The organism is Arthrobacter sp. NPDC056493 (genome assembly GCF_042795115.1).
In the GTDB taxonomy this organism is placed as follows: Bacteria; Actinomycetota; Actinomycetes; order Actinomycetales; family Micrococcaceae; genus Arthrobacter.
This window is the reverse complement of record NZ_JBHTSL010000024.1, coordinates 20,083-42,412: the sequence shown is the minus strand read 5'-3', so window position 1 is coordinate 42,412 and position 22,330 is coordinate 20,083. Positions and strand designations below refer to the sequence as shown.

Genomic DNA, 22,330 nt, shown 5'->3' with positions numbered 1-22,330 from the left:
CGGAGGCGGTAGGCGAAAGAGTCAGCAGGCGCCGGTGCGCCACGGCGTCAGTACGCGAAGGTGCGGTCCAGCGCCTCAAGGATGCGGTCGATGTCCGGGAGGTAGTCCTCTTCGATCTTGGCCACGGGGTACGGCATATGGAAGCCCCCTACCCGGATGACCGGCGCCTCCAGCGACAGGAAAGCCCGTTCGCTGATGCGGGCAGCGATTTCGCCGCCGATGCCGCCGAAGGTGGGAGCCTCGTGCGCCACGACCAGCCGGCCCGTCTTCTTGACGGAGGCCTCGATGGCATCGAAATCGATCGGCGAGATGGAGCGCAGGTCGATCACTTCGATGCTGCGGCCGTCCTCGGCCGCGGCGTTGGCGGCGGCGAGGGCCACGGGGACGAGCGGGCCGTAGACCACCACGGTGGCGTCGGTTCCTTCCCGGACCACGTGGGCCTTGAACGGGTCTTCGGCCGGGCCGGCAGATTCGGTGTCGACCTCGCCCTTGAGCCAGTAGCGTCGCTTCGGTTCGAAGACGATTACCGGGTCCTGGCAGTTCACGGCCTGCTGGATCATCCAGTAGGCGTCGTGGGGGTTGGACGGGGTGATGATGCGCAGCCCGGGGGTATGCGCGAACAGTGCCTCCGGCGATTCCGAGTGGTGCTCGATGGAGCCGATGCCGCCGCCGTAGGGGATGCGGATGACCACGGGCACGGTGAGGTTGCCGTTGCTCCGCGAGTGCATTTTGGCCAGCTGGGTGGTGATCTGGTTGAAGCCGGGGAAGACGAAACCGTCGAACTGGATCTCGGCAACGGGCAGGTAGCCGCGCAGCGCCAGGCCGATCGCGGTGCCGATGATGCCGGATTCTGCGAGCGGGGTGTCCACCACGCGGTCGGCCCCGAATTCGCCGATCAGTCCGTCGGTGACGCGGTACACGCCGCCGAGGGGGCCGATGTCCTCGCCCATGAGGAGGGACTTGGGGTTGTTGCTGAGCGTGGCGCGCAGGCCTTCGTTGATGGCCTTGGCAATGGTCATGGTGGTCATCGGCGGCCTGCCCCTTCTCCCTCGTCCTCGCCGGCAAAGCCTGCGCTGTACTCTTCGAACCACGCCAGTTCCTCGGCCACGAGCGGATGCGCCTCGACGTAGGTGTTGGCGAAGGCCGTCCTGATGTCCGGGGCGTCCGACGCGTAGGTGGACTTGCGGATGTAGGCGGCGAGTTCGTCGCCCTCGGCGGCAAGCCCGGCGAAGAACGCGTCGTCGGCCATGCCCTCGGCGCGGAGGTACTTCTCCAGGCGGTCCAGCGGGTCCTTTTCGCGCCACAGGGCCTCCTCCGAGGACTCGCGGTACTTCGTGGGATCGTCGGCTGTGGTGTGGGCGCCCACGCGGTAGGTGAAGGCCTCAATCAGGACCGGGCCGTTGCCCTGGCGTGCGTGCTCGAGCGCCCATTCGGTGACGGCGTGGACCGCGATGACGTCGTTGCCGTCCACGCGGATGCCCGGGAAGCCGTAGCCCTTGGCGCGGTTGGCGAGCGGGATGCGGGTCTGCACGGCAGTGGGCACGGAGATGGCCCAGTGGTTGTTCTGGCAGAAGAAGACCACCGGGGCGTTGTACGAGGAGGCAAAGACCATGGACTCGTGGACGTCGCCCTCGGAGCTCGCACCGTCGCCGAAGTAGACCATGACGGCGGCCTTCGGCTCGGCCGGACCGTCGACGCCCTGGGCGCCGTCCAGCCTCCGGGCCTCTGCCAGCCGCTGGTCGCGCTGAATGCCCATGGCATAGCCGACGGCGTGCGGCGTCTGCGCAGCCAGCACCAGCGTGTACAGGTGGAAGTTGGTGTCCTTCGGGTTCCAGCCGCCGTTGGAGACGCCGCGGAACTGCTTCAGCAGTTCGGCCAGGTCCACGTTGCGGGTCAGGGCAACGCCGTGCTCGCGGTAGGTGGGGAAGATGTAGTCCTGCGGCTGGCTGGCCCGCCCGGATCCGATCTGGGCTGCTTCCTGGCCCGTCAGCGGAACCCACAGGGCCAGCTGCCCCTGCCGCTGCAGGGCCGTGGCTTCCTGGTCAAAGCGTCGGATGGCCGCCATGTCCGCGTAAAAACCGCGGAGCTTTTCGGCATCGAGACGCGCGGCGTACTCGGAGAACACGGAATCCGTGCCCATTGTTCCGTCGGGACCCAGAAGCTGGACCATTTCAGCCGGGGGCACGCCCAAGGCAGCCTCGGCCTGCGCCTCGAGCTGGTCGTCCAGTTCCGTTCCATCGAACTCGGTGGAGGGCAGATGTGTTGCGCCCATACCGTCTCCTTGCCTGCCGCATCCGGATGCGTTGCAATGTCGCTGGGATATATGCCTCGCGGGGAATGCATTCCCGGCGAGGCATATATATTTTGGCTTACTGTTCCTTACTTTATCCGGCGTAGGTAGCGCCGGCTGTTTGTTAAGCGCTAGGAACGGCGTGGCGGTTTTGTGTAGACCGCACAGAGTTCCAGGAATCGCGTATTCGCTTCCACCTCGCCGATGCTGACCCGGACGCCTTCGTTTCCGAAGGCCCGCACGGACAGCGCCCGCTCCCCGGCGAGCCGGGCAAACTCTGCGCTGTCCTCGCCCAAACCGAGCCAGACAAAGTTCCCCTGCGCGTCCGGAACGAACCAGCCGAGGTCCCGGAGACCTGCTGTCACCCGGTCCCGCTCCTCCACCAGGCTTTGTACCCTTTCTACAACCTGGTCAAAATTCTGCAGGGACACCACCGCCGCCTTTTCGGCGATCTGCGAGACCGCGAACGGGGTGGCGGCGACGCGCAGGTGCTGGGTGAGCTGGGGCTGGGACACGCTGTAGCCGACCCGCAGGCCGGCGAGGCCGTGCGCCTTGGAGAACGTCCTGAGCACCACCACATTGGGGTACTTGCGGTACATCCGGATGCCGTCCACGGCGTCTTCAGCGCGGACGAACTCCTGATAGGCCTCATCGATGACCACCACAACATCCGAAGGAACAGCCTTGATGAAGCCCTCGGTTTCCTCGGCGGTCAGGATGGGGCCAGTGGGGTTGTTGGGAGTGCACAGCAGGATCACCCTGGTTCGGACGGTCACGGCTGCGGCCATGGCGTCGAGGTCATGGCGACCGTCAGCCGTCAGGGGGATCCGGACGCTCTCTGCTCCGGCCAGCCCGACGCAGATGGGGTAGGCCTCGAAGGACCGCCACGCGTAGATCACCTCGTCCGGCTTGCCGTCGTCGTTCTGGCCGGCGAACGTGGTCAGCAGCTGGGTGAGGGCGCCGAGGCTGCCGGCCCCGGTGACGATGTCCTCGGCCGGGACGTCGAGGAACCCGGCGAGCGCGGCGCGGAGCCTGGTGCTGAGGGGGTCGGGGTAGCGGTTGAAGTCGGTCTGGGCGGCGATGGCCTCCACCACGGCCGGGATGGGCGGCAGCGGGTTCTCATTGGACGACAGTTTGTAGCTTGCAAGGCCGTCGACAGCGACGGGCGGCTTGCCGGCAGCGTAGCGGGGCAGCCGGTCAACCACCGGTCGGGGCCTCGGGCCCCCCGCCATAGTCTCTGATGAAGTCATGCCACCTAGCCTATGCCCCTGACTGCCTGCCAGACCTTGCGGTGTGACAGCATGGGCGCATGCGGTCTTTCATCATGCGCGTGATCATTAACGGACTGGCGCTGTGGATTGCCAGCTGGCTTCTGCCGGGCCTGGACATCTCCACCACAGCCACCACGGAAGCTGTTGCCAAGACCGGGGTGAACCAGGGAACCGACGCTGCCGGCATTGTCCTCGCGTACCTGTTCATCGGGCTGATATTCGGCCTGGTCAATGCGTTTGTGCGCCCGGTGGTCAGCTTTCTGTCCCTGCCCATCACCATCCTGACGCTGGGCCTGTTCACGGTGGTGATCAACGCCGCGATGCTCTACCTCACCTCCTGGATCAGCAGCTACACGCCGGTGCACTTTACGATCGATTCGTTCTTCTGGACCGCCGTGCTGGCCGCCATCATCATCACCGTGATTTCGCTGGTGGCAGACCGGCTCCCCGGCGCCCGCCACCGCTGACTCCTGCGGCGCCGCCGCCAGACACCATGCGGGGTTCCGCACGGGATTCCGGCTGAGGAGACTGGCCTGGAAGGACGATCCGGCCCGGGCCGGGCATCGGCAGCTGCCGTGCAGACGCGGGCGGCTTTGGCGCGCGGACCAGCTGAAACCGGGTGACCTTGGCCGTTCCACCCGCGCCCACCACACCGGCGAGCAGAGCGGTGGACGCCACCAGCGAAGGATCGGGGCTCGCGGCGACTGCCCGGGCCCCGGCCTCGTAGTTGGTGAGCCTGTGCCCGGGACCGAGGCCGGCGTCCTCCCCGGGAGGTGTCCTGACCAGACCGTTGAGCGTCACCGTCACCCGGTCCCTGGTGTCCGGATTGGGAAGGCCCTCGCTCCCCGGGACCCAGTCCTGCCGGTGCTCCAGGTGCAGGCTGCTGACGCCCGGCCCCGGAGATATGGCGCCCACCGGCGACCCCGCGGTCAGCACGTATTTGAGGTTGTACTCGGCAAGGAAGGCCCTGTCCTGGCTCAGATTCATCGCGTGGATGCCGCCCTGGCTGTAGCCCACAGCCACCACCTGGTCCCCGGCCTCTGCCCCGGCCTCTCGCAGGGCCGCCCGGATGGCCCCGGCCGTGTACTCGGACCCGTATCCCAAAGCTTCGCCGATGCCGGCCTCATCGAAGGGGTTGGGTCCGCCGGTGTTGCCGGGCTGGGTTCCCGGAATGATCACGATGAACGCGTCCCGTCCCCCGCTGGTTGTCTGGATGACCTCGATCTGGCCGGGACCGGCGTCCTCCACCTCTCCTGCCCGGGCAAGAAGACCTGCAGGGGACGCGTCCAGGTCGATGTCCGCGGACCCCTCCTTGAGGGCCCTGACCGGCCGCGGCTTCAACCCCGGCAGGACGCGGTCCAGCAGCGTCCTGGCAAGGGTCGGGACGCTCGACCCCGTCATGCCGGACGCGAGCGCCATCTTTACGGCGGCGTCCACCGGGCTCTGCCGCACTCCCAGGAGCGCCGCCAGGATGGTGCCGGCCACCACGGGGTCACTCGATGCAATCGCCTCGGTGCTGGCCGTGTTGGGGCGCCAGTCCCGCCAGTCCGGGGCCAGGCCAAGGTCAACCACCTGCCGTCCCCACAACCAGGATGCGTCCCAGTGGAGCTGCGTGATGAGCAGGTTCGCCGTTTCGGCCGCGCTGTACTCGAGCTGGCAGGCGCGCACACCGCCGGCCAGGCGGTCCATCTCCTCCCGCACCGACGCCACGGAGCGCTGCCCCTCCCAGACAGCGGTCAGGGCCTCGGCGCCGCTGGACGGATCGTCCCGCTGGTAGCTTCCCAGCGACTCCCAGACCCTGTAGATACCCAGCTCGACAACCGCGAGATCCCGGGCGAGCGCGTCCAGCTCCCGCGCCCCCGTATCCAGTTCCTCGAGCTGGAAGGAGATCCCGCCCACTCCGCCACGCACGGAAAGGACACCGTCGGAGACCGGCTCGACGGGACGGAGCTGGCCGCCGCTGCCACCCGGCGCGGCCTCGGCCATCAGTAACCCCCGGCGGCAGTAAGGGCGGACTCTGCGACATGGACGGAGTGCCGCCGCAGCGCGAGGGCGGCGCCAAGCACTCCTTCGCGTGCCCCGGAGAGGGCCATTGCCTGCACCCGGAGGCTGGACCGGTACGCCTGACCGGCAGGTGACTGCCAGTCCATGAGCTGGAGCTGCGAGAGTCTGGCACGCACGGCATCGACCTGTTCCGCGCAGGCCTCCACCCGCCCGGCCAACAGCTGGACTTCGAAACTGCGCGACGAGCATGCCGCGGCGTCCGCCGCCGTGACGCTCCCCGCCGTGATGCTGGCGCTCATGCCTGTGATGCTGGCGCTCATTCGGGTACCCCCATCCCTGCGGTCCGGCGCTCCGGCGCCTGGCCCCTTCCTCGATTCCTGCCCACGACGCTACGGTGCGGACCGACAACAACGGAACGGCCGGCGTCGTCCATGTGGAGAAGTGCCCGGGGGCGGGCCTGTGGAGGGGAAGTCACACGGAATCCCGTGCTTCAGCGGGCACGGAACTTCATGAAAGAATCAGCTCATGCCTGAAACTGCCGCCACAGCTGACACCCGTACGCCCTCCGGACGCCTCGCCCTCGCCGCATCAGGGGAACAAATCGCGCTCGGCCCGCTGGACGGCCGCTACAAGTCCGCCGTCGGCCCCCTCGTTGACTACCTGTCCGAGGCAGCCCTCAACCGCGACCGCGTCGCCGTCGAGGTGGAGTGGCTGATCCACCTGACCGGGGACAACGTCCTCCCGGGCGCCGGCCCGCTGACCGCGGACCAGCAGCAGCAGCTGCGCGCAATCGTCACCGAATTCGATGCCGCCTCCGTCACCGAGCTGGCCGAAATCGAAGCCGTCACCGTCCACGACGTGAAGGCCGTGGAGTACTACATCGGCCGCCGGCTGCCCGCCGTCGGGATCGAAAACCTGACCGCCATGGTGCACTTCGGCTGCACCTCCGAGGACATCAACAACCTGTCCTACGCCCTGGGCGTGAAGGGTGCTGTGGAGGACGTGTGGCTGCCCGCCGCCCGGGCCCTCGTGGCCCAGATCAGCAAGATGGCCGAGGACAACCGCGCCGTTCCGATGCTGTCCCGCACGCACGGCCAGCCCGCCACGCCCACCACCCTGGGCAAGGAACTCGCCGTCATTGCGCACCGCCTGAACCGGCAGCTGGACCGCGTCGCCAGGACCGAATACCTCGGCAAGATCAACGGCGCCACCGGCACGTACGCCGCCCATGTGGCATCCGTCCCGGGCGCGGACTGGCAGCAGGTGGCCAAGTCGTTCGTGGAGAAGCTGGGCCTGACCTGGAACCCGCTGACCACCCAGATCGAAAGCCACGACTGGCAGGCCGAGCTGTACGCCGACGTCGCCCGCTTCAACCGGATCCTGCACAACGTCTGCACGGACATCTGGAGCTACATCTCGATCGGCTACTTCGCGCAGATTCCCGTGGCAGGCGCCACCGGCTCCTCCACCATGCCGCACAAGGTCAACCCGATCCGCTTCGAAAACGCCGAGGCCAACCTGGAGATTTCCTCCGGGCTCCTGGACGTGCTGGGCTCCACCCTGGTGACCTCCCGCTGGCAGCGCGACCTCACGGACTCCTCCAGCCAGCGCAATATCGGCGTCGCCTTCGGCCACTCCCTGCTGGCCATCTCCAACGTGGCCAAGGGCCTGGAGCGCCTCGACGTCGCGGAGGGTGTCCTCGCCGAGGACCTCGACACGAACTGGGAAGTCCTGGGCGAGGCCATCCAGATGGTGATGCGCGCGGAGGCGATTGCCGGCGTCGAAGGCATGGAGAACCCGTACGAGCGCCTCAAGGACCTCACCCGCGGCCAGCGCGTGGATGCCGCCCGGATGCAGGAGTTCGTCCAGGGCCTGGGACTCTCCGCGGCGGCCGAGGCGCGGCTGCTCGCCCTGACGCCGGGCAAGTACACCGGCATCGCGGATCAACTGGTGGACCACCTCAAATAAGTACGACGACGGTGCCGGGCCTTGCCGCCCGGCACCGCTTTTGTTTCCGGCGGCTTCCGCAAGAAACGGCCGGTCCCGCCTACGGCGGCCCGCGCCGCCAACCTTCCCGACGATAACAAGGAACGCGACATCATGAGGCTGCTGCTCATCCGCCACGGCGAAACCCCCGGGAACGTGCTGGGGCAGCTGGACACCGCCCACCCGGGCCCCGGCCTCACCGAGCTGGGCGAGCGCCAGGCGGAGGCGCTGCCGCGGGCCCTGGCGAACGAGCCGATCAGCTCGCTGTACGCCTCCACATTGATCCGCACGCAGATCACCGCCAAACCGCTGAGCCGGGAGCTGGGACTCGACGTGAAGATCCTGGACGGCATCCATGAGATCGAGGCGGGCGCCCTGGAAAAGCTGACGGACCACGAGTCCCACCGCCGGTATATGAGCACCGTTTTTGCCTGGACGGACGGAGATTTCGACCGCCGGATGCCCGCCGGGCCCAACGGTCACGAGTTTTTCGAGCGCTACGACGCTGCCATCGCAAAGGTGGCCGCGGAGGCCGCCGGCGCCGGTGCAGTCGCCGTGGTGAGCCACGGCGCCGCGATCCGTGTCTGGGCAGGCCACCGGGCGAACAACATCGACATGGAATTCGCCGCCCGGCACGTCCTGGCGAACACCGGCATCGTGGCCTTGGAAGGCGATCCCGACGGCGGCTGGAACCTGATCCACTGGGACGCCAGCCCGGTAGGTGGCCTTGCCTTGGCCGACCCCGCCGCCGAGGACCCGATGGGAAAGACCACAGGTTAGGCCTGCCGTCGTCCACATAGCGAACCAACGTACTGGACGGGCGCCAGCGGACGCGGCCATCATGAAAGCAGGCGTCGGGACAGGACCGGCAACCGCGACTTGCGGCGGTGTCCCGCACGGTGGAGGCGCACTGCCATGGCACAAGAAACGGTGCCGCGGGGCGGGGACCGCGGGGACGGCCCCTACCTGCCCGGCGAATCGTTCCTGACTGACTATTACGAGCACGTGTCCGGTGAAGACATCGGGGACTACAGCCTCGACGTACTCCGGACGCGGGCGATGTACCACCTTTCCGTGGCGGCGGAGCGCGCCCCGGGGCAGGCCGCCGTCGGGGTCTTGAACGACCTCGACGCCACAATCGTGGCAGTTGTTGCGGACGACATGCCGTTTCTGGTCCACTCGGTCACGGCGGAACTGACGCGCGAGGACGCGGCGATCCGGCTGCTGGTGCACCCCACTTTCAAGGTGCGGCGGGACTCCCGGACCCATCAACTGCTGGACCTGCGGCACGGGCCTTCGAGGTCGGGTCTGGCTGTTCCCGAGGCGGCACAGGAGTCACACCCACCGGCCCCAGCCATGGGCGGCGGACCGGCGGACCAGGACGCCCGGTCCTCGGATGGCCGGGCGGCCACCGGGACGCGGGTGGCAACCGAGACCTGGGTGGCGGTGGAAATCGACAGGCTGCCGGAGCAATCCACCGTCGACGAGCTCACCGCCAACCTGCACCGGGTGCTGGACGATGTCCGCGCGGCCGCGACGGACGCGGCAGCCATCCAGGAGGCGGTGACAGCCGCCGTTGCCTCGATAGATAGTTTCCCCGGGTCATCCAGTCCGCCGCCGGACCAGGTCCGTGACCTGCTCCGGTGGCTGGACGACGGCAATTTCACGTTCCTCGGATACGCGGAGCGCCTGGGCCGCGCGGAGGGCCGCCTGCCGGCCTCGCCACAGGCACCGGGGGAGCCGGTGAATGCGCTGGGACTGCTGCGCAGAGCCCTTGCAGGGGAGGCCGGACAGGCGGACGACGGCGGGCTGGCAGCGGGCGGTGCCTACGCGGACGGCGGTGGACGCGGACAGTGGGACGGACCCGGGGCCGGCCAGGTTTTCACACTGACCACCTGTGAGCTGCACTCGAGCGTGCTGCGGGCCTCCTACCTGGACGAGCTGCGGCTCCCCATCTTCGATGCCGCGGGCGCTGTCAACGGTGAGCGGCTCTTCGTGGGCCTCTTCACCCCGGGCGCTTCGAGCCAGTCCGTGCGCCGGATACCGGTGATCCGCGACAAGCTGGCAGCGGTGCTGGGGCTCCTCGAGGCCGCACCCCGGTCGCAGCGGAGCAAGGACGTTCTGGCGGTCCTGGAGTCTTTTCCCCGCGACGAGCTGTTCTCGATCGGAGTCGATGATCTGACCAGGCTGGCCGCCGACATCCTTGACCTGCAGCAGCGCCGCCGGACCCGGCTGTTCCTGCGCCCGGACAGTCCCGGACGCTTTGTCCATGCCCTCGTGTTCCTGCCGCGGCGGCGCTACAACACTGCCGTCCGGCTCAGGATGGAGCATGAACTCCGCCAGGCCTTCCGGCCACAGGACATGGAGTTCGAGGTACGGCTGGGAGATTCCCCCATGGCCCGGGTCTTCTTCCGGATCCTGTTGGCCCGCGGCGCCATGCCGGACGTCGATGCCGCCGCGCTGGAACAGCGGGTGCTGCAGGCCACGCGCTCCTGGACCGAGGGCCTCGACGAAGTGCTGAAGGAGCACTTTCCCGGCCCCGAGGCGGCCAGGCTCACGGCACTATGGTCGGGTGCGTTTCCGCCCAGCTACCGCGCGGAATACGGCGCGGACGATGCCATCCGGGACATCAGCAGGTTCGAGGAGTTTGACCTGGACGGGCGGGGCGGCCGCGACCCGGACGATCCGGCGCTGTCGGTCTACACCCTGCCCGGGCCCGCCGATGTCACCGCGGACGCTGCCCCTCCCGCCGCGGCAGGCGGCGCCCGGATCAGGCTCTACCTCACCCGTCCCCGCAGCCTCACGGCGTTTCTGCCGTTCTTCCACAATCTCGGCGTGGAGGTGCTGGACCAGCGCCCCTTCGGCCTGCGCCGCGGCGGCCGCGAGCTGCCCCTGTACGACCTGGGCGTGAAGTATCCCGACGGCGTCGACCCCGCCCAGGTGGGCGCGCTGCTGGCGGATTGCTTTTCCGCAGCCATGCGGGGAGACATCGAATCCGACAGTTTTGATGCCCTGGTGATCCGTGAGTCGGTGCCGTGGCAGCAGGTTGTCATCCTGCGCACCTATGCCAAGTACCTGCAGCAGCTGGGCACCACCAATTCCTACGGCTTCATCGCCGAAACACTGCTGGCCAACGTCCGGGCCACGCGCGCCCTGCTGGAACTGTTTGCGGCCAAGTTCGATCCGGACCTGGCCAATGGTGAGCGGCTCCGCAGCACCGCCAAGGCCCGGCAGGAACTTCTGGCCGCCATCGACGACGTCCCCGTGCTGGACGCCGACCGGCTGCTGCGGACGTTCATGAATCTCGTGGAGGCCACCCTGCGCACCAACTACTACCAGGCCAGGGCGCATCTGAGCATCAAGCTCAACCCCGCGGCCATCCACAGTTCACCGCTGCCGCGGCCAAAGTACGAGATATGGGTGTACTCGCCGCGCGTGGAAGGCGTGCACCTCCGGTTCGGGGCACTGGCCCGGGGCGGGTTGCGCTGGTCCGACCGGCGTGAGGACTTCCGCACCGAGATCCTCGGCCTGGTGAAGGCACAGGTGGTCAAGAACTCAGTCATTGTGCCAACCGGCGCCAAGGGCGGTTTCTACCCCAAACGGCTGCCGGACCCGGCGACTGACCGGGCGGCGTGGCTGGCCGAGGGCCAGGAGTGCTACCGGATCTTCATCCGCGGTCTGCTGGACCTGACCGACAACCTGGTCCAGTCCGCCGTCGGAATAGCCGGTGGCGGTGAAACCAGTGGCGCTCAGCCCCGCGGCGCTGAAGCCGGTGGCCGGGAAACGGTGGTCCCGCCGGAACGCGTGGTCCGCCACGACGGCGACGACTACTATCTGGTGGTGGCCGCCGACAAAGGCACCGCTTCCTTCTCGGACACCGCGAACCTCCTCGCCGCGGAGTACGGCTTCTGGCTGGGTGACGCTTTCGCCTCAGGCGGTTCGGTGGGCTATGACCACAAGCAGATGGGCATCACGGCCCGCGGTGCCTGGGAGTCGGTGAAGGAGCATTTCAGGGAGCTGGGGCTGGACACCCAGAACCAGGATTTCACCGTTGCCGGCATCGGCGACATGAGCGGCGACGTTTTCGGGAACGGGATGCTGCTCTCCCGCCACATCCGTCTGGTGGCGGCCTTCGACCACCGGCACATCTTCCTGGATCCCGCCCCGGACACCGCTGCCGCCTACACCGAGCGCCGGCGCCTGTTCGGGCTGCCCCGTTCATCCTGGGCCGACTACGATGCGTCGCTCATCAGCGAAGGCGGCGGCGTGTACTCCCGGCAGGCGAAGTCGATCCTTGTGACGGAACCGGTCCGGCACATCCTGGGGCTGGAGCGCGGCACCACGGGGCTGGCGCCGCAGGAACTCCTGCAAGCCATCCTCCGGGCGCCGGTGGATCTCCTGTACAACGGCGGGATCGGCACCTATGTAAAGGCCGCGACGGAAACAAACGCCGACGTCGGCGACAAAGCCAACGACGCCATTCGGATCAACGGGTCCGAGCTGCGGGCGAGGGTGGTCGCCGAAGGCGGCAACCTGGGGCTGACCCAGCGCGGCCGCATCGAGGCAGCGCTGGGCGGGGTCCTGCTCAACTCCGACGCCATCGACAACTCAGCCGGAGTTGACTGCTCGGATCACGAGGTCAACATCAAGATCTTCGTGGACCGGGTGATCGCCGCCGGCCGCATGGACGCCGTGGAACGGACCGGCTTCCTGCATTCCCTCACGGATGAAGTGGCCCGGCTGGTCCTCAAAAACAACACCGACCAGAATGTGCTGCTCCTCAACGACCGGCACCTGGTGTCCAACTGGAGCCCCGGCTTCGAACGGGCCATGGACTGGCTGGAAACCGCCGCGGACCTCGACAGGAACATCGAGGCGCTGCCCGGCACCGCGGAGCTGCACGACCGGCTCCGTTCCGGCCAAGGACTGACCGCCCCGGAGCTGTCCGTGCTGGCCGCCTACGCCAAGATTGAGCTGGCCGCGGACCTCGTGGCCAGCGACCTCGCCGATGACCCCTGGTTCCGCGGCGTGCTCCGGGGCTATTTCCCGCGCCAGCTTTCCGAGCGCTTCGGCGCCGAACTGGACACACACCCGCTGCGCCGCGAGATCATCTGCACCGTGGTGGCCAACGACATGATCAATCTGGGCGGCATCACCTTCGCCTTCCGCGCCATCGAGGAAACGACCGCCACCCCTGCGGCCGTCGCGAAGGCCTTCGTCGTGGCCCGCGAGGTCTACGACCTGCCGTGGGTCGTGGACCGGATTGCCGCCCTGCCGCCCGAATTCCCCACCGAGCATGCTGCCGAGGTCGCGCTGCACATGCGCCGGGTCCTCGACCGGGCCACCCGCTGGTACGTCACACACGACCACCGGGACCGGCCCGTCACGGAGGCGTTGGCACGGATCACGCCAACGCTGGAGATGTTCCGGACCCGCACAGTGGATTACCTCCGTGGCTCCGACCTGGACCGCGTGCAGGACCGCCTCGCCCACTGGGACCAGGCGGGGTTGCCGCACGACCTCGGCCTGCGGGCTGCGGACATGCTGGAGAGCTTCGGACTGCTGGACATCTCGCTGGTGTCGGAACAGATCCGGGAGCCCCTCGCCACGATCACGGATCTCTACTACACGGTGTTCCAGCGGATCGGGGCCGCCAGCCTGCTGCTGCGCATCACGGACCTGCCGCGGCAAAACCGGTGGGGGGCCCTCGCCCGGGCCGCCCTGCGGGACGACGTCTATTCCGCCGTGGCGGACATGACGGTCTCGGTCATGCAGCACACCCGGGACGCCGACCCGGCTGCCCCCGACCCGGTTGGACGCATCGTGGCCTGGGAGCGCGGGCACCAGGAACAGCTGGCCCGGATCAAGGACACGTTCGCCGAGGTGACCAGGCCCGGGCAGGTGGACATCGCGTCCATCTCGGTGGCCCTGAAGCTCCTGCGGACCCTGGTGCGGCCGTAACAGCTCGGCGCCAAGTGTTCCCACGGCGCTTACCGGAAGGAAACACCGCGGTAACGGCGCGCTTCTAACCTTAATTCGCACAACCCTTCGGCGAATCGAGGCACAGATGCAGACCAATCCCAGGCTCAACATCCGGAAAGTCAGCTGGTCGAACCCTGTGGGCGCCGACCTGCGCGCGGCGCAGCAGGCTGAACTGGACGCCCGCTTCGGATGTGCCGACCATGAGCCTGGACCCAAGCCGTCAGAAGTGGACACTGCCGTGTTTCTCGTGGCCTACGACAAGGGATCAGGCCAGCCGGTGGGCTGCGGCGGCCTGCGGCTGCTCGACTCCGAGACGGCGGAGATCAAGCGTCTCTACGTTCTGCCCTATACCCGCGGGTCCGGCGTGGCCAGCTCCATCCTGGCCGCCCTCGAGGCCGAGGCCTTTGCCCAGGGGATCACCAGGATCACGGCGGAGGCGGGCTCGGCGCAGACTGACGGCCGCAACTTCTATGCGAATTCCGGCTTCGATCCCGTTCCCAATTTCGGTCCCTACATCGGCGTCGATCATTCTTACTGCTACGCCAAGCGGATCGATTGCCACAGCGCAGCGCACACCGCCATGGCCTGAGCGTTCGCACAACCGCGGCGGCCGTCACACTCCGGTGGGGCGGGCCGCCGTCGGCTAATCTCGCGCTATGGAAACCAAAGACATTACGTTCCGCACCCGCAAGTGGGTGCGGCCCGAGGACCTCAACGCCAACGGCACGCTGTTCGGTGGCAGCCTGCTGAAGTGGATCGACGAGGAAGCCGCGATCTACGCCATCCTCCAGCTCGGCAACGGCCGCGCCGTCACCAAGTACATCTCCGAAATCAACTTCGTCAGCTCCGCGGTGCAGGGCGACCTGATCGAGATGGGCCTGACCGCCACGCGCTTCGGCCGCACGTCGCTGACCATGCGGGCCGAGGTACGCAACATGATCACGCGGCAGAGCATCCTCACCATCGAGGAGATCGTGTTCGTGAACCTCAGCTCCACCGGCAAGCCCGAACCGCACGGCTACACGGAGATCACCTACGACCGCGACCGTATCCCCAACCACCACCTCACCGAAACGCTGCACCAGGACTAGCGCCCCGCCGTCGTCCGGGATTTAGCCAGGAGGCCGGGCGTTAACGGGACGCCAACCTCAGCAGCCCGTCGCGCAGCGGCTGTGACCGTTCGGCCAGGGCTATGCCCGCCATGGCGGACGAGGCCAGCCGCAGCAGCTGCGTCTTCAGGGCGCGCTGCCGGTTGTAGGCCTTCAGTGCGTCTTCCAGCTGATGGGCGTTGAGGAGTTCGGCCAGCGTGACGGCGTCCACGAGCGCCTCACAGGCGCCGCGGCCAAGGTTGGGCGTCATGCCGTGCGCCGCGTCGCCCGCCAGGACCACGCCGGGCCGCACAAAGCTGCCGAGATTCGGTGTGGTCCAGATCCGCTGCGCCAGCGTGGCGTCCGGTTTGGCGTGCTCCAGCACAGCCCGGACGGCCGGCGCGCTTCCGCCGAAGCGCGCCTTTGCCTGCTGCAGAGCTTCAGCCGCGTCGACGCCTTCCGGGCCCAAGTTCGAGCGGAACGAGGCATACCAGTAAGTCCTCCCGCCGGACGCGGGCGTGATGCCGAACAGCTGTCCGCGTCCCCAGTATTCCCCGCCGGTGTCGGCATAGGCCGGCACGGTAAGGACGCCGCGCAACGCCAGGTACGGCGTCAGCCTGGCCTGCGACCGGGCGCCCCAGAAGGTGCGGCGCACCACGCTGTGGACGCCGTCGGCGCCCACCAGCAGGCCTGACGTCAGCGGCCCGGTTGCGGGTATCTCATCCACCCTGCCCTCGACGCGGCGCACGGATGCGGGCACGGCGGCTTCGAGGATCCGGATGAGGCCCGCCCGTGAGACGCCCAGGACCCCGCGGACCTCAGGTGCCACCAGGGCTGTGCCCGCCGCGTCGCGCAGGGCCATCCCGCCGAACGTCGTGCCCGCCTCCCTGATCTGCGGCAGCACCCCCAGCACCGCCAGGGCAGCCTGCGCCTCCGGCCACATGGCCAGTGATGTTTCCACCGCCGGCACGCCGGGCCGCTGCTCGTGGATGGTGACGTCGAAGCGCGGGTCCAGGCCGGCCGCGAGCGCCAGGCCGGCAATGCCGCCGCCGATGATGGTGATGGCTTCCATGGACCGATGTTAAGCCCGACGGCGGGACGCCGGGTGGGCGGGCCACCCCGGGAGGTTCAGCGCGACGGCCAGCCGGTGTAGGCCTCGGCAAGATATGCCTGGCCGTGGCGCGACGACACCACCGAGTTCAGCTCGCCCAACTGGCGCGCCCGGGCGAAGTCACCGGCGTCCGCAGGCGTGTGCAGCATGGTGGTCATCCAGTAGGAGAACTGCTGGGCCTTCCACACCCGGTCCAGGGCGCGGTCGCTGTACGAATCCAGAAGGGCCGTGGAGCCGCTGTTGTAGTAGCTGTCGAGCCCCTCGAACAGCACCTTCACGTCGTGGATCGCCAGGTTCAGGCCCTTGGCGCCAGTCGGCGGCACGGTGTGCGCGGCATCGCCGGCCAGGAACAGCTTGCCGTGCCGCATCGGCGTGTGCACGAAGCTGCGGAACGGCAGGACCATCTTGTCGATGACCGGGCCTTCCTTGAGCTCGAAGCCGTTGCCGTTGACGCGGCTGCGGAACTCCGCCCAGATCCTGTCATCGCTCCAGTCGGCCACGTTTTCCTTGGGGTCGCACTGGAAATACATCCGCTGCACCGTTTCGGTGCGCTGGCTGATGAGGGCAAAGCCGTTCTCGGAGTTGGCATAGATCAGCTCGTCGGAACTCCGCGGCGCTTCGGCAAGGATGCCGAACCATGCGAACGGGTACTCGTGGAAGTACCACTTGCGGTGCGCCTCGGGGATCTGGAAGCGGCAGTGGCTGCGTGAGCCGTCGGCACCGGTGATGAAGTCTGCCTGGAGCTCATACTCAACGCCGTCGGAATCCGTGAACCAGACCTTGGGCTTGTCCTCGATGTCGTGAATGGTCGTGTCGGTCACGCTGTAGCGCACGTCGCCGCCGTCGGCTTCACGCCGGGCGGCAAGGTCCATGAAGACGTCCGTCTGCGGGTACAGCCAGACGGACTCCCCCACGAGTTCCTTGAAGTCGATGCGGTGGCTTTCGCCGTTGAACCGCAGCTCTATCCCGTCATGGCGGTCGCCTTCGCGCAGCACACGATCGGACACACCGCCGTCCACGAGCATGTTGACCGTGCCGTGCTCCAGGATGCCGGCGCGCACCGTCTCGGAAATTTCCTGGCGGCTGCGGACTTCGATCACGGTGGATTCGATGCCGGCCTTGGCCAGGAGGTGGGACAGCATGAGTCCCGCAGGGCCCGCGCCCAGAATGGCCACCTGGGTGGTGATGGTCTGTCGTGCCATGATGTTCCTCGCTCCGTTGCGTGTGCCCAAAGGCCGGAGCCCGGGCGGAAGGTGGTTGCTGGCTAACAGTGTGCGCCGGCGAGTGTGGCTGGCGTTACAGCGATTCCGCTGAATGGAAGCAACGGCCGGTGAGAAGGCTTAGCCGGCACCCTCGCTGAGCCGGCGCGCGATGCCGCGCGCCGCCGTCTGGAGTGCCGGGACCAGCGCCTGCATGCGCATCTCCCGGAGGGGAACGACGACGCCGATCGCTGCCGCCGCCCGCTTCTGGCCGTCCAGCACGGGAACGGCGATACCCCAGGTGTCGGAATCGATCACGCCCGCCAGTTCGGCGAAGCCCTGGTTCGCGGCCTCGGCCAGCAGGGCGCGCACGTCGTCACGGCCAACTTTTCCGGCAGGGTCCGCGAACTGGTCCAGATATTCGGCCTGCACATGCTTTGGCTGGTGAGACATCAGGGCCAGGCCGGCCGACGACACGTGCACTGCCATCCGGCCCGCGATCTGGGCGCGGTTTGCCACGGATCCGCGGCGGGACAGCCGCTCAACGAAGAGCGCTTCCCAGCCGTCGAGCACGGCGAGGTTCACGTTCTGGTTCAGCACGTGCTGGATGTCCTCCATGAACGGCATGGCTGCCTGGCGCAAGGCCAGCGTGGGCGAATTGCGGTTCACCAGCTCCCACAGCCTCAGCCCCAGCCGCACCGACCCGCCGGGGCTGGTTTCCAGGAGCCCGTGCGTGGCCAGTTGCCGCACCAGGCGGTGGGCGGTGGTGAGGGGAAGGTCCGCGCGCTCGGCGAGCTCGGACAGCTGCAGGACGGTGACGCCGGCCGGGAACGCCGCAATGACGCGCACCACGCGGTCCACCACCGAATCCCCGGACACTGAGTTGGCCACGGCACCCCAGCTTCCATTGAATGGTTGGTGTGGTTCCAGATTACACCCGGCGGTGATACAAATCTCATGTCGAATTTTGATGGCGGCAACGCGCCGGCCCCCAGCACGGACCTCCCCGGCCCACCGCGTGCGCCACCCTGTGCGCCACCCTGTGCGCCGGCCGCCCCGCGTCACGTTCGATTCCATAACAGGCTTCTACCCCGGACGATGAGGTTCCCCATGTCAACGCTCCCTGTTGCCCGCCGCTCACAGTGGCCCGTCTGGCTTTGCTGGCTGGCCATGGTCCTGGACGGATTCGACCTGGTGGTGCTGGGCACCGTCATACCCACCCTGATCAAGACCCATGAACTCGGCTTCGATGCCGTTGGCGCAACCTATGCGGCCACTATTTCCCTGATGGGCGTGGGCATCGGAGCACTGTTCATCGCTCCGCTTTCCGACCGGCTGGGCCGGCGCCGCCTCCTCGTGGCCTGCGTTGCGTGGTTTTCCCTCTTCACCATTGCGGTGGCCTTCGCGCCGAACGTGGCCGTCTTCGGCATTTTCCGACTCCTCGCCGGGCTCGGCCTGGGCGCCTGCCTGCCCGCCGCGCTGGCCTACATGAACGACTACGCCCCGGCCGGCACCGCAGGCAAGTCCACCACCAGGACCATGACCGGGTATCACGTGGGTGCCGTTGCCACCGCCTTCCTGGCCATCCTGGTGGTGCCGGACTGGCGCATCATGTTCGTCGTCGGCGGCCTGGCCGGCTTCGCCCTGGTTCCGCTCCTGTGGTTCCGGCTACCGGAAACCCTGCCGCCGGCGCACGCCACAGTATCTGCGGAAACAGCGGCCGCAACGGCACCCAACGGCGCCCCCGCAAAGACGACCCGGCAGGCCAGCTTCCGCGACCTTATCCGCAAGCCCTACCCCTTCGTCGCCCTCGGCATCGCGGTGGCTTCCTTCATGGGCCTCCTGCTGGTGTACGGCCTGAACACCTGGCTGCCGCAGCTCATGGCCTCCGCCGGGTACACCGTGAGTGCGGGCCTCGTGCTGCTGCTGGTCCTGAATGTGGGCGCGGTGGTGGGCCTCGTGGTGGCCGGGATCCTGGCGGACAAGCACGGCACCAAGAAGATCGTCCTGCTGTGGTTCGGCCTGTCCGCGGCATTCCTTGCCGTCCTCAGCATCAAGGTCCAAAGCGAGCTGCTGCTCAATGCGGCAGTCTTCGTGACCGGCGTCTTCGTCTTCAGTTCCCAGGTCCTGGTCTACGCCTGGGTCAGCCAGCTGTTCCCGGCCCGGCTCCGCGGCACGGCCCTCGGCTTCGCGGCCGGCGTGGGCAGGTTCGGCGCCATCACAGGACCGGCCGTCACCGGAACGCTGGTGGCCGCCGGCATCGCCTACCCGTGGGGCTTCTACGTATTCGCGGCCGCCGCCGTTCTTGCGGTCGCCGCGTTGGTGGCCGTCCCCCATGCGATCGCCGCGGCACCCGGCCGGGAGCCCGCCGTCGAACACTCCTGAGCCAGCCCTTCCGCGGACGACGACGGCGGGTAACCTAAGGACAGTAAGTCCACTTACCATCCTTGGAGGCTGACCCCATGACGGACCGGATCGCAGACATCTGGGGTGAACGGACACCCCACGGAAGCGGGCAAGCGTGGCCGGAGCGGGTGGACCAGGTCCTGGCCGAAGGGCTGGCCGACGGCGACGTGGACCGCTGGGTGCAGTCGGCGTGTGTCCTGTGCAGCAACGGCTGCGGCTGCGACATCGCTGTCAAGGACGGGAAAATGGTGGGCATCCGCGGCCGCGCGGCAGACCGGGTGAACCGCGGCCGGCTGGGACCCAAGGGGCTTTACGGCAGCTGGCAGGGCGAAGTGCACCGGGACCGCCTGACCCGCCCGCTGATCAGGGTCGACGGCCAACTGGTGGAAACCGATTGGGACACCGCCATGGGCCGCATCGTGGAGCGGAGCAAGGAGCTCCTGGCCGGCAAGGGCCCGCTCAGCCACGGTTTCTACACCAGCGGGCAGCTGTTCCTGGAGGAGTACTACGCGCTGGGCATGCTGGGCAAGGCCGGGATCGGCACTCCGCACATGGACGGCAACACGCGCCTGTGCACCGCCACGGCCGCTGCGGCGCTCAAGGAATCCTTCGGCGCCGACGGCCAGCCCGGCAGCTATACGGACGTCGATGAGTGCAGCGCCGTCTTCCTGTATGGCCACAACATGGCGGAGACGCAGACGGTGCTATGGTCGCGCGTGCTGGACCGGCTGGACGGGCCCAACCCGCCGAAGCTCGTGTGCATCGACCCGCGCGATACCGAGGTGGCCCGCCGCGCCGATGTGCACCTGGCGCTTCATCCGGGCACCAACCTGGCACTGATGAACGGGCTGGTCCGCGAGCTCTTCGCCAACGGCTGGATCGACGAGGCCTACATCGCCGAGCACACTGCCAACCTGGACCAGCTGCGCAGCGTGGTGGAGCCGTGGACCCCGGAGCGGGTCGCGGAAACCTGCGGCGTGGCGGCTGCCGACGTGAGGCGCGCGGCGGAAATCTTCGGCACCGAAAACAGGGTGCTGTCCACGGTCCTGCAAGGTTTCTACCAGTCGGCCCACGCGACGGCGTCCGCGTGCCAGGTCAACAACCTGCACCTCCTCCGCGGGATGCTGGGCAGGCCCGGTTGCGGTCTGCTGCAGATGAATGGCCAGCCCACCGCCCAGAACAACAGGGAATGCGGGGCCGACGGCGACCTGCCGGGCTTCCGCAACTGGGAGAACCCGCAGCACGTGCAGGACCTGGCCCGGCTGTGGAATGTGGACGCCGGGATCATCCCGCACTGGGCCCCGCCGACGCACGCCCTGCAGATCTTCCGCTACGTCGAACAGGGCTCCATCCAGTTCCTCTGGGTTTCCGCGACGAACCCGGCCGTGTCCATGCCGCAGCTCGAACGCATCCGGCACATCCTGGCCAGGGACGGCCTGTTCCTGGTGGTGCAGGACATCTACCTCACCGAGACGGCGCAGTATGCCGACGTCGTCCTCCCCTGCGCTGCGTGGGGCGAGAAGACCGGCACCTTCACCAACGTCGACCGGACCGTCCATCTGTCCGAGAAGGCCGTCGACCCGCCCGGCGAGGCACGCAGTGACCTCGACGTCTTCCTCGACTATGCCCGCCGGATGGGGTTCACGGACAAGGACGGGCAGCCGCTGCTGGACTGGTCCGGCCCCGAGGACGGCTTCGAGGCCTGGAAGGAATGCTCGCGCGGCCGCCCGTGCGACTACACGGGCCTCAGCTACGACAAACTCCGCGGCGGCAGCGGCATCCAGTGGCCCTGCACCGAGGAGCACCCCGGCGGTACCGGACACCCCGCCGGTACCGAGCGGCTGTACGCCGACGCCGAATTCCCCACCGCGCCGGAGTACTGCGAGTCCTTCGGGCACGACCTCCTCACCGGCGCCACCACCGGCGAAACGGAGTACAAGGCAACGGTGCAGCCCGGGAAGGCCTGGCTCAAGGCCCTCGATTACACCCCGCCGCATGAGGAACCGGACGCCGACTACCCGCTCCGCTACACCACGGGCCGGACTGCGTACCATTTCCACACCCGGACCAAGACCGGCCGCAGCCGCCGGCTCAACGCTGCCGCGCCCGAGCCCTGGATCGAGATGTCCGTGGAGGATGCCGCGCGCGCCGGGTGCCAGGAGGGGGACATCGCCCGGGTGACCTCCCGCCGCGGCAGCCTCGAGGTACCGGTGCGGGTCGGCGACATCCGGCCGGGCACCGTCTTCGCGCCGTTCCACTACGGATATTGGGACACGTCCGACGCCGGTGCTGCCGCCGGCAGCGGGACCGGGGATCCCGCCGTCGTTCTTAAGCCCGACGGCGGCCGGCACCGTGCCGCGAACGAACTCACCATCACCGAATGGGACCCGGTGTCCAAGCAACCGCTCTTCAAGAACGCCGCCGTCCGGGTCGAAAAGCTGCGCAGCGGCGACGGCCCATCGAAGGCCCCCGACACCACAGCATCCCGCCGCGCGACAGGAGCCCAGCGATGAAACTGCCTGTCTACATCGGCCTGCTGGACGAGGCGGAGGCAACGCTCGCGTCGTCGTTCCGGGTTGTGGCGGACGGCCACGGCGACGAACCCGACGTGCATTTCATCCTGCAGACGTTCGCCAGGAAATGCGATGCGCACCGGGAGGCGCTGAGGCCGGTGATCGACCGCTACGGCGAAGATGTCGAGGGCGAGGAGGAGCACCGGCTGACGGCCAACGGCGTGAAGGAGGTCCGCTCCGGCCCGCTGGCTCTGATGCTGGACCTGCAGGACCTGTACGTGCTGGTCAACCACATCGACGTCACATGGATGATGGTGGGGCAGGCCGCCCAGGGGGACCGGGACAAGGAACTCCAGGGCGTGGTGGAGCAGTGTGAGGGCGATTCCGCGCTGGAAATCCGCTGGCTGCAGACGAGGATGAAGCAGGCCGCGCCCCAGGCGCTCCTCGTGGCTGAATGAGCCACGGCTGAGCCGGCCCGGC

At 68.2% G+C, this 22,330-nt stretch carries 17 protein-coding genes; 9 read left to right on the top strand and 8 right to left on the bottom strand.

Annotated features, from left to right (window positions below):
- Positions 1 to 47 precede the first annotated feature (47 nt).
- The 3 genes from ACFQ50_RS11815 to ACFQ50_RS11805 all read right to left on the bottom strand — a co-directional run bounded on the left by ACFQ50_RS11815 (position 48) and on the right by ACFQ50_RS11805 (position 3,540).
- On the bottom strand, positions 48 to 1,028 hold the full coding sequence (locus ACFQ50_RS11815; protein WP_377995725.1) for an alpha-ketoacid dehydrogenase subunit beta: 981 nt from the start codon (positions 1,026 to 1,028) through the stop codon (positions 48 to 50).
- Positions 1,025 to 2,272, bottom strand: a complete 1,248-nt coding sequence (gene pdhA / locus ACFQ50_RS11810) for a pyruvate dehydrogenase (acetyl-transferring) E1 component subunit alpha (RefSeq protein WP_377995724.1) — start codon at positions 2,270 to 2,272, stop codon at positions 1,025 to 1,027. Before pdhA ends, ACFQ50_RS11815 begins: the two co-directional genes overlap by 4 nt.
- A 149-nt stretch (positions 2,273 to 2,421) precedes the next feature.
- On the bottom strand, positions 2,422 to 3,540 hold the full coding sequence (locus tag ACFQ50_RS11805) for a histidinol-phosphate transaminase (RefSeq protein ID WP_377995723.1): 1,119 nt from the start codon (positions 3,538 to 3,540) through the stop codon (positions 2,422 to 2,424).
- 59 nt (positions 3,541 to 3,599) lie between these two features.
- Here ACFQ50_RS11805 and ACFQ50_RS11800 point away from each other — a divergent pair, with 59 nt between their 5' ends.
- Complete coding sequence (locus tag ACFQ50_RS11800) at positions 3,600 to 4,028, top strand: phage holin family protein (protein ID WP_377995722.1); 429 nt, start codon at positions 3,600 to 3,602, stop codon at positions 4,026 to 4,028.
- Here ACFQ50_RS11800 and ACFQ50_RS11795 read toward each other — a convergent pair.
- The gene (locus tag ACFQ50_RS11795; RefSeq protein ID WP_377995721.1) at positions 3,976 to 5,547 is read right to left on the bottom strand and encodes a hypothetical protein; all 1,572 of its coding nucleotides are present in this window, start codon (positions 5,545 to 5,547) and stop codon (positions 3,976 to 3,978) included. The genes ACFQ50_RS11800 and ACFQ50_RS11795 overlap by 53 nt on opposite strands.
- On the bottom strand, positions 5,547 to 5,864 hold the full coding sequence (locus ACFQ50_RS11790; protein WP_377995720.1) for a hypothetical protein: 318 nt from the start codon (positions 5,862 to 5,864) through the stop codon (positions 5,547 to 5,549). The genes ACFQ50_RS11795 and ACFQ50_RS11790 overlap by 1 nt, the downstream gene beginning before the upstream one ends.
- Positions 5,865 to 6,090: 226 nt before the next feature.
- Here ACFQ50_RS11790 and purB point away from each other — a divergent pair, with 226 nt between their 5' ends.
- The 5 genes from purB to ACFQ50_RS11765 all read left to right on the top strand — a co-directional run bounded on the left by purB (position 6,091) and on the right by ACFQ50_RS11765 (position 14,624).
- Entirely contained in the window at positions 6,091 to 7,533 is a 1,443-nt protein-coding gene (purB, locus tag ACFQ50_RS11785) for an adenylosuccinate lyase (RefSeq protein WP_377995719.1), read from the top strand.
- Between the two features lie 132 nt (positions 7,534 to 7,665).
- Positions 7,666 to 8,331, top strand: a complete 666-nt coding sequence (locus ACFQ50_RS11780; protein WP_377995718.1) for a histidine phosphatase family protein — start codon at positions 7,666 to 7,668, stop codon at positions 8,329 to 8,331.
- A 135-nt stretch (positions 8,332 to 8,466) separates the two neighbouring features.
- On the top strand, positions 8,467 to 13,512 hold the full coding sequence (locus tag ACFQ50_RS11775) for an NAD-glutamate dehydrogenase (protein ID WP_377995717.1): 5,046 nt from the start codon (positions 8,467 to 8,469) through the stop codon (positions 13,510 to 13,512).
- A 106-nt stretch (positions 13,513 to 13,618) separates the two neighbouring features.
- Positions 13,619 to 14,122: a GNAT family N-acetyltransferase gene (locus ACFQ50_RS11770; RefSeq protein ID WP_377995716.1), complete on the top strand. Its 504-nt coding sequence runs from the start codon at positions 13,619 to 13,621 to the stop codon at positions 14,120 to 14,122.
- A gap of 67 nt (positions 14,123 to 14,189) precedes the next feature.
- Positions 14,190 to 14,624: an acyl-CoA thioesterase gene (locus ACFQ50_RS11765; protein WP_377995715.1), complete on the top strand. Its 435-nt coding sequence runs from the start codon at positions 14,190 to 14,192 to the stop codon at positions 14,622 to 14,624.
- Positions 14,625 to 14,664: 40 nt separating this feature from the next.
- On the opposite strand, the gene ACFQ50_RS11760 is transcribed toward ACFQ50_RS11765, so the two are convergent.
- The 3 genes from ACFQ50_RS11760 to ACFQ50_RS11750 all read right to left on the bottom strand — a co-directional run bounded on the left by ACFQ50_RS11760 (position 14,665) and on the right by ACFQ50_RS11750 (position 17,822).
- Positions 14,665 to 15,693: an FAD-dependent monooxygenase gene (locus ACFQ50_RS11760; protein ID WP_377995714.1), complete on the bottom strand. Its 1,029-nt coding sequence runs from the start codon at positions 15,691 to 15,693 to the stop codon at positions 14,665 to 14,667.
- Between the two features lie 56 nt (positions 15,694 to 15,749).
- Entirely contained in the window at positions 15,750 to 16,934 is a 1,185-nt protein-coding gene (locus ACFQ50_RS11755) for a 4-hydroxybenzoate 3-monooxygenase (protein WP_377995713.1), read from the bottom strand.
- Positions 16,935 to 17,072: 138 nt separating this feature from the next.
- Positions 17,073 to 17,822, bottom strand: coding sequence for an IclR family transcriptional regulator (locus ACFQ50_RS11750; RefSeq protein ID WP_377995712.1), 750 nt, complete (start codon positions 17,820 to 17,822; stop codon positions 17,073 to 17,075).
- Between the two features lie 219 nt (positions 17,823 to 18,041).
- Between ACFQ50_RS11750 and ACFQ50_RS11745 the strand changes: the two genes are divergently transcribed.
- The 3 genes from ACFQ50_RS11745 to ACFQ50_RS11735 all read left to right on the top strand — a co-directional run bounded on the left by ACFQ50_RS11745 (position 18,042) and on the right by ACFQ50_RS11735 (position 22,308).
- Positions 18,042 to 19,316, top strand: a complete 1,275-nt coding sequence (locus ACFQ50_RS11745; protein ID WP_377995711.1) for an MFS transporter — start codon at positions 18,042 to 18,044, stop codon at positions 19,314 to 19,316.
- Between the two features lie 77 nt (positions 19,317 to 19,393).
- Positions 19,394 to 21,850, top strand: coding sequence for a molybdopterin oxidoreductase family protein (locus tag ACFQ50_RS11740; RefSeq protein ID WP_377995710.1), 2,457 nt, complete (start codon positions 19,394 to 19,396; stop codon positions 21,848 to 21,850).
- Entirely contained in the window at positions 21,847 to 22,308 is a 462-nt protein-coding gene (locus ACFQ50_RS11735; RefSeq protein ID WP_377995709.1) for a hypothetical protein, read from the top strand. The genes ACFQ50_RS11740 and ACFQ50_RS11735 overlap by 4 nt, the downstream gene beginning before the upstream one ends.
- Positions 22,309 to 22,330 lie beyond the last annotated feature (22 nt).